The sequence below is a fragment of the Chryseobacterium sp. Leaf394 genome (assembly GCF_001424105.1).
Classification (GTDB): Bacteria; Bacteroidota; Bacteroidia; order Flavobacteriales; family Weeksellaceae; genus Chryseobacterium.
Genome location: NZ_LMQH01000014.1, coordinates 126,468 through 133,570, shown reverse-complemented (window position 1 = coordinate 133,570; position 7,103 = coordinate 126,468). Strand labels below are relative to the sequence as shown.

Sequence of the window (7,103 nt, the reverse complement as noted above, 5' to 3'; positions counted from 1 at the left end):
AAATGTGAAACGCTTTAGAGAAATGCTTGGCATCAAGCAGGAGGCTTTAGCTTTTGACTTGGGCGAGGAATGGAATCAAAAGAAAATTTCTATATTGGAGCAGAAAGATGTGATCGAAGATGATCTGTTGAAAGCAATTTCAAATACTCTTAAAATTCCTGTAGAGGCTTTTCAGAATTTTGATGAACAACAAGCTATCAATATAATTTCTAACACGGTTAATAATAACGACAATGCTAATGGGAATTCTTTGTTCAGCTACTACCCAACAATTAATCCAATTGAAAAGTTAGTTGCTTTACACGAAGAAAAGATTGCTTTGTACGAAAGAATGCTGAAAGAGAAGGACGAGATGATGGAAAGACTGGAGAAGCTTATCAACAAATAAAATATGAGTAATTCGGGATAATTACATTTTCATTTGAAAGGCTCAACTTAATGTTGAGCCTTTTTCAAAAAAGGAGCTTAGGTTTCACATATTATACGTCTGAAATTTATATCTTAAAAAAACACCTAAAATATTTAGAAAGTCATTCAGCACTATGGAAAATATTATCGTTTCTTATCAAGATAATTTTTGGGGTAAAATATCTCATCGAAAATTATTAGATGTTTTAGAGGAAATAAAAAGCGAGCAACATAAAATCATTACAGATCAGCTAAGACATCATTATATAAGTGAAGATGGTCTTTATGGAATAAAAAAGAAGAAATTACCTGTAGCTACTTTTTGTGCAAATTTCAATGACACCTCTAGAACAAAAGAGAATCTTAATAATTATAATTCATTAATGATTATCGATATAGATGACATTGGATTAGAAAATGTAAAGAATGTTTTTGAAAAATTATCATCCGATATTTATTTATTTGCCCTATGGTTATCTCCGTCAGGGAATGGCATAAAGGGGCTCATAAAACTTTCCTTCGAGGAAGATATTAATTCAAACGAAATTGATATCTGGCATTATTCTGCATTTGCAAAAATCTCATCCTATTTTAAAGAAAAATATCAAATCGATTTAGATCAGAGCGGTAAAGATTTTACTCGACTTTGCTTTATTTCGCAAGATGAAAATATTGTGATCAAAAACGAAAATATAACTGAAAGATTTTTAATAGAAAAAGATGCAAAGTTAGAGTTACAAAATAGTAGTGTTCCCCAAATAAGAAGTAGTAAAGGAGCGGTTAATGCGAAGGAAATGAAGAATATTCTTCATAATCCGCTTCATAGAAACAGTCCAACTAAAAAGAAGGAGATTCAAAGCATAATTAAATTTTTAAATAAAAATAAAAAATCAATTACTTATGAATACGATGACTGGTTACGAGTTGCGTTGGCTATTTCCAGTTCGTTTACTTATGATTTAGGAAGTGATTTTTTTATTAAACTAAGTAAAATGGATGAATCAAAATTTGATGAGACTAATTGTATTAATATGTTAAAAGATTGCTATATCAGTAATAAAAAAATGATTAAATTTAACACAGTAATACATTTGGCGGTACAAAAAGGATTTGTATATAAAAAAGATTTTGGTTTGGAGAGTAACTAAACGGTAACCTATTTATAGGTGGATCGTGTTGGCACTACTGGATATAAAAATCGGTTCACACCGCAGTAGTTGGTAAGTTGGCAATTGTCAGTATTATGGTTTAAAATCGGGGACTCTCCATCCATTATTTGTTTTTATGTTAGAAGACTATTGTAATAGAGAAGAAATTCTATTTCGCTTATGCAAAGCAAGAGCAAAACTTGCTCGGCATCGTGGTAAATCGCATCTTGATCACATAATTTCTGCTGACCAGAATTACAATTATCATTATAATAATCAAAAAAGTAATAGACATAAGGGAAATGATATTGATTTATTATGCTCAATAATGCCATCTCGCAGAAAATGGATTAATCCAACAATAAAGGAGAGGTATCCGAAAAATGATGGTCAACGCATAAACTCTGTAGATCATAATACCAGAGCTTTATTAAAGACAATTTATCATTATAGAAAAACTAACCCTACAGAACCGTTTTTAATTAGATTAGAAAATTTTATTGATGAGATAATTGAGTCAGTCAATGATGAAAATTTTTCGCTTACATCTCCACAAATTTTATCTAAGCTGAAAAAGCCAAATGACAAAAGCTGTAAAATTTGTCGTCCAATCTGTGTCTTCCCACTAAAAGATAAAATTATAATTTCCATCGTAAATAAATATTTGACGAAGGCATTCGATAATATTTTTTATGATCATTCGTATGCTTTTAGAGCAAAAAAAGACAGCGCAAAATTTCCTCCCAGTCATCATAGTGCCATAGAATATATTCTAGAATATAAAAACAAATACAAAGGAAAACGTTTGTGGGTATCTGAATGTGATATCAGTAAATTTTTTGATACAGTGAATCATAATATTGTTAGAGAAAAATTTAAAGATGTTATAAAAATACATAATAAGACCAATGATGTCAAAATTGACAATCGAGCAATTTTAATATTCAACAAGTATTTAAAGTGTTACGATTTTCAGAAATTTGTATTTGCCCTTAATGATGATAAGAATTATTGGATTGAAAAAAAGAGAGATGGAGGAAGTTTTGAATGGGTAAAAGATGATTTACTTCATTGTTATAAAAACATTAAGAGAAATCGCATTGGAATTCCACAGGGAGGTGCTTTATCAGGTCTTATCGCAAATATTGTTCTGCATAGTATTGATGCGGAAATGAAAGCTGATGAAGATGAAAAGCTTTGTTATGTAAGGTTTTGTGATGATATGCTTTTAATTCATCCCAACAGAAAAATTTGTAATGAAAAAACTGAAATTTATTTTAAGGGCTTAGAAAAGCTAAAACTAATTTCTCATTTGCCCAAACCTGTTAATAGAATAGATAAAAAGTTTTTTTGGAATGATTCAAAAAGTAAATCATCCTACAAATGGTCAAAGCTTTCTAAAAATTCTTTCGATCGAATTGGTTTTGTTGGTTATGAAATATGTTATAACGGGACTCTAAGAGTAAGAAAGAGTTCGCTTATTAAAGAAAAACGTAAGATAAGAGACCTAACCGAACATACTTTATCAATATTAAAAAACGGAAAGAGAAAATCAGACGATATGATTTTAGAATCCGTCTCAAACAAACTAATAGGAATGTCCGTCGGTAGAGTTAGTATGATGAATTATAAATTCTCTGATAACGAAATGTGCTGGGTAAATGGCTTCACATTGCTACGCAATAATCATAATCTACGAACTCAGCTAAGGAGATTAGACTATTATAGGTCAAAACATTTGTCTAGATTTAAAAAGAAGCTTGCAAAAATTCCAGAAGCAAAACCAAGAACTTCGGATGAATCAAGAAAAATTGGAAAACATTTTTTTATTAAAATAGCTGGAATCTCATATGTTGACTCAGAATCCATTAGATTGGAACTTCAAAATAATAAAATATTAAACACGAAGTTTATTTTATCTAAATATCGGAAAGACCTGTTAATAAAGAATGCTAATCTTTTAGTTCTTTCGAGCAAATATACGTCATACTCAAAAGAGATACTTAATTTACTGACTGAAAAAGAGAAAGAGGATCGGTATGTGCCATATTATGGTAAACCATTCAGCTATTTCTATCACGTTATAGATAAAAAATAATCTCATCTACCAGATAGAGCAATTAACTTAATGGAAAGAATCTCCTTCCTTTCTAAATTAATTATTTTTAAAAGAAAAAAGGAAAAAAAAGAAAGCCATTTCATCATTGTTGCAGATTTTAATAAGCAAGTTTATCAATAAAAATACGACCTGAAAGGTGTAGATTTTTATTGATACCTTAAGGCTTGAACTTGTGTTTAATAATCTGAAACTATTCCTTTGTTTTCTTTTTATTATTTTTAATTGTCTATAATAATCTCCTTTGTTTTTTCTTCTTTTGGTGCAATGGAATTTGCTCAGAATTATAATTGATCTCAGAATTGCCAAAATTTAAGAGAGAGATTATTTGAGATACATTTTCAGAATCTTTAAAAACTTCTTCAAATGCCGAAAAAGGAATGTTGTTTTCTTGTGATACTTTCTTACATACAGAATTAATTTCAGAGATTACCTTTTCTTTTGATCCATTAAACAGATGAGGCAACTTTGTTTTTTCAAACTTTAACGTCTTAATTAGTGTATCCTTTACGGAATCTAAGTATTTTAATCTTTCACTAGAATATGTCTTGCCGATGGATAGAACGTTGGATAATTTATTCTTTAAAACTGCAATCTCTTTTTTGAGATCAATATTCTTTTTTTGAAGTTCCGTAATAATTTTAGATTGTGATTGCAAGGCTTCTTTATCACTGATTATTTTTAAATTATAGGATTTAAAAACCTTTTCGTAATTTTCAATAGTCTTATCAGTTTGCACTCTTTTAAATCCTAAAAAATCATTTTCTTTGACAATTAGGTCTTCAAATTTTCGTGATCCAATTTCAGATCTCATCTCGTGTATGTTAGAAGTAATTTCCAAAAGTTCAGCTTCCTTTTCTTTGATTTTGAACTCTACAGCTTCCAATCTACCTTTTGAGCCTGCAATACCTCTGTCCATTCCCAAACATTCCGCAGCAAGATCTTGCATCTTCGAATAATGAAACGATTGATGTTTTAAAGTCTTTCCTGTTTTAAGATCCTGCCAGTCTGCAACTAAATGTGCGTGAAAATTTGGTTTCCATATTTTTTCAATCTTGTCAAAGTGTCCTTCGTCTTTATGAATGGCAATTTGAAAAACTCTAATCTGTAATTCTTCTTCCAGTCTTTTGGAAAGGTTATGTAAGTCGACCATTTTTGTATCTTCTTTAATCACAACAACCGCTTCTCTAATTGGCATTGCATTTTTTTGTAATTTCCTACCAGACTTTTCTTTACAGTAAGATTCAATCTTGTGTAGTCTCTCCGAAAGTTTTTCTTCTGACCAATATTCGTTTTTTGCTGTTAAGTCTTTTCGAATATAATCGAACGTTTTCTTTCTGAAGTTGTGAGCTTCGGAATCTGACTTTACTTCCTTGAAATTAATAGATGTCCGCATCAATCCAAAATCTTAAAAACTGACCTATAAAAATTGATATGTCTTTAAAAATCATTATTTGACACACAGTGAGTTTTCTTTGGAAAAAATATTTATGAAATCTTTATAATAATCTAAATCCTTAAATTAAACCTTTAATCAGCCAATGTAACTTACATTAATTTATATCTAGAATAAACCCATGATGATTGATACGATTTGGCTTGTACCCTCTTATATTATATTTGATCATAAAATGGAAAAAAAATGATTAATTGGTATATTTGCCAATTTTATATAAATTTGTTTATATAATTTTACAAGTGGCGACAACACTGAAAATACGGTATTGAATATCATGAATAAAAAACTGAAAGAGTTTTTGGCTATTGAATTTAAGTCAAAAGCAACAGTTATTGACGACAAAATAGTTGAAGTCGTGGCGCCTGATGGAGAAATTTTTTCCTTACTTGCTCGGATTGGAAGTTACACTAGCGAAGATACACGAGAATATCAATTGCATTTAGTAGAGTATATTTTTGACAAAAACTTCTCTGTAGAAAAGGACATAATGACCAATAATATTTACCGCGATTTAATGCTAAATGGTGTAACATTTATGGGACTGAGTTCTGGAGACAGACAAGGAGAAAGAACTCGAATAGGAAAAAAAATTCGAGAAATTCGAGAAGATAAAGAAATTGAAGCAAAAGATTTAGCAAAGTTAGCGAATATAGATGCTGCCAATCTCAGCAGGATTGAAAAAGGAAAATATTCCGTTGGATTGGATATTCTTTCCAGAATTGCATTTGTATTAGGATATCAAATGGATATTGTTCCCACTCAAATATAATTACTATGGAATATTTATTAGAAAATTTTAAAGTAACTCAAGAATGCTATTATAAAAACGAAAAGTACAGCGTTCGTGATAATGGTTCTGTATTACGCTACACTCCAATTGATAAACATATTCGACCAACAGATAATAAGTGGACATTTGGTAAATTGAATAAAGAGACAGGATATTTAGAAATTGCTTCCGTTCGTGTTCACAGAATTGTTGCAACCGCATTTCACGGAGATCCCCCTACAAAAGAACATGTAGTTGACCATATAGACACCAATAAACAGAACAATCGTCCCGAAAACCTTCGTTGGTTAACAAGATTGGAAAATATTTTGCTTAATCCTATTACAGCTAAACGTATTGAAATTATTTGTGGAAGTGTCGAAGCATTTTTAGAAAATCCATCAAGATTTAGGGATAGATTTCCGGAACCAAATTATAAGTGGATGTGTACGGTAAGTATTGAGGAAGCACGTATCAGTAAAGAAAAATTGTTGGCTTGGGCAAATAGTGATAAAATAGTACAAGGAGGATCAATAGGAGAATGGATTTATAATCGAAGTGTATCTCTTCGGTCTTTACAAGCCTCTGAAAATGATAATAACTTAAAGAAATCACTCAATTCTGAAATAACTCAAATTGGGCAGAGTTTTAAAAATGAAGATGAATTGCCAAAAATCTCACTAGAGAACTTAAATAATCCAAGTACAAAGTATGCTACAAATTCTGATGCCGAATCTATATTTTCCCAAAATACTCATTTAAGCTCAATACATGAGTATAATGAAGATGAAGCACTATATAAGAAATCTTTAACCTCAAATGCTTTTCAAAATATTCAAAATTGGAAAACACTCAGTCAATTTCCTTGCTGTCCCAGGGAATATTACGAAAATCCGATCATTGCATATTCCGATAATTTAAATATTGGATCTATTTTTTCTAACAACCAGTATACGAGCTTTATTGTTGAGAATTTTATAGTATCGGAAGATGAAAAAACATTGTGGGTTTTGTGCAAAAGCGACGCACAAAATCCAATAAAGCCTTATTTCCTAGCGGAAGTTAACTTCGAGGACAATGCTTTCTTCCATGATAATTGTGGGTCTTTTTTTGAAAAAAATGGAGCAGAAAAACAGTTTACCATATTACAAGGTCTTGAGTGGACAGGAGGTGACAGCATTGATGACTATTGTTAAAGCCTAA

General features: G+C 30.5%; 6 protein-coding genes. 5 read left to right on the top strand and 1 reads right to left on the bottom strand.

What is annotated here, in order from left to right; translation table 11 throughout:
- The 3 genes from ASG21_RS18445 to ASG21_RS18435 form a co-directional block, all read left to right on the top strand.
- The coding region (locus ASG21_RS18445; protein WP_082482477.1) for a helix-turn-helix domain-containing protein at positions 1-388 on the top strand (388 nt) is incomplete at its 5' end.
- 154 nt (positions 389-542) lie between these two features.
- Positions 543-1,556: a BT4734/BF3469 family protein gene (locus tag ASG21_RS18440; RefSeq protein WP_056084241.1), complete on the top strand. Its 1,014-nt coding sequence runs from the start codon at positions 543-545 to the stop codon at positions 1,554-1,556.
- Between the two features lie 136 nt (positions 1,557-1,692).
- The gene (locus tag ASG21_RS18435; protein WP_056084238.1) at positions 1,693-3,654 is read left to right on the top strand and encodes a reverse transcriptase/maturase family protein; all 1,962 of its coding nucleotides are present in this window, start codon (positions 1,693-1,695) and stop codon (positions 3,652-3,654) included.
- A 247-nt stretch (positions 3,655-3,901) separates the two neighbouring features.
- Here the strand turns inward: ASG21_RS18435 and ASG21_RS18430 are convergent, their stop codons facing one another.
- Positions 3,902-5,068, bottom strand: a complete 1,167-nt coding sequence (locus ASG21_RS18430; protein ID WP_056084235.1) for a hypothetical protein — start codon at positions 5,066-5,068, stop codon at positions 3,902-3,904.
- Positions 5,069-5,405: 337 nt separating this feature from the next.
- On the opposite strand from ASG21_RS18430, the gene ASG21_RS18425 reads away from it, so the two are divergent.
- Both ASG21_RS18425 and ASG21_RS18420 read left to right on the top strand, forming a co-directional pair.
- Entirely contained in the window at positions 5,406-5,900 is a 495-nt protein-coding gene (locus tag ASG21_RS18425; RefSeq protein ID WP_056084232.1) for a helix-turn-helix transcriptional regulator, read from the top strand.
- A 5-nt stretch (positions 5,901-5,905) separates the two neighbouring features.
- Positions 5,906-7,096: an HNH endonuclease signature motif containing protein gene (locus ASG21_RS18420; RefSeq protein WP_056084229.1), complete on the top strand. Its 1,191-nt coding sequence runs from the start codon at positions 5,906-5,908 to the stop codon at positions 7,094-7,096.
- Positions 7,097-7,103 lie beyond the last annotated feature (7 nt).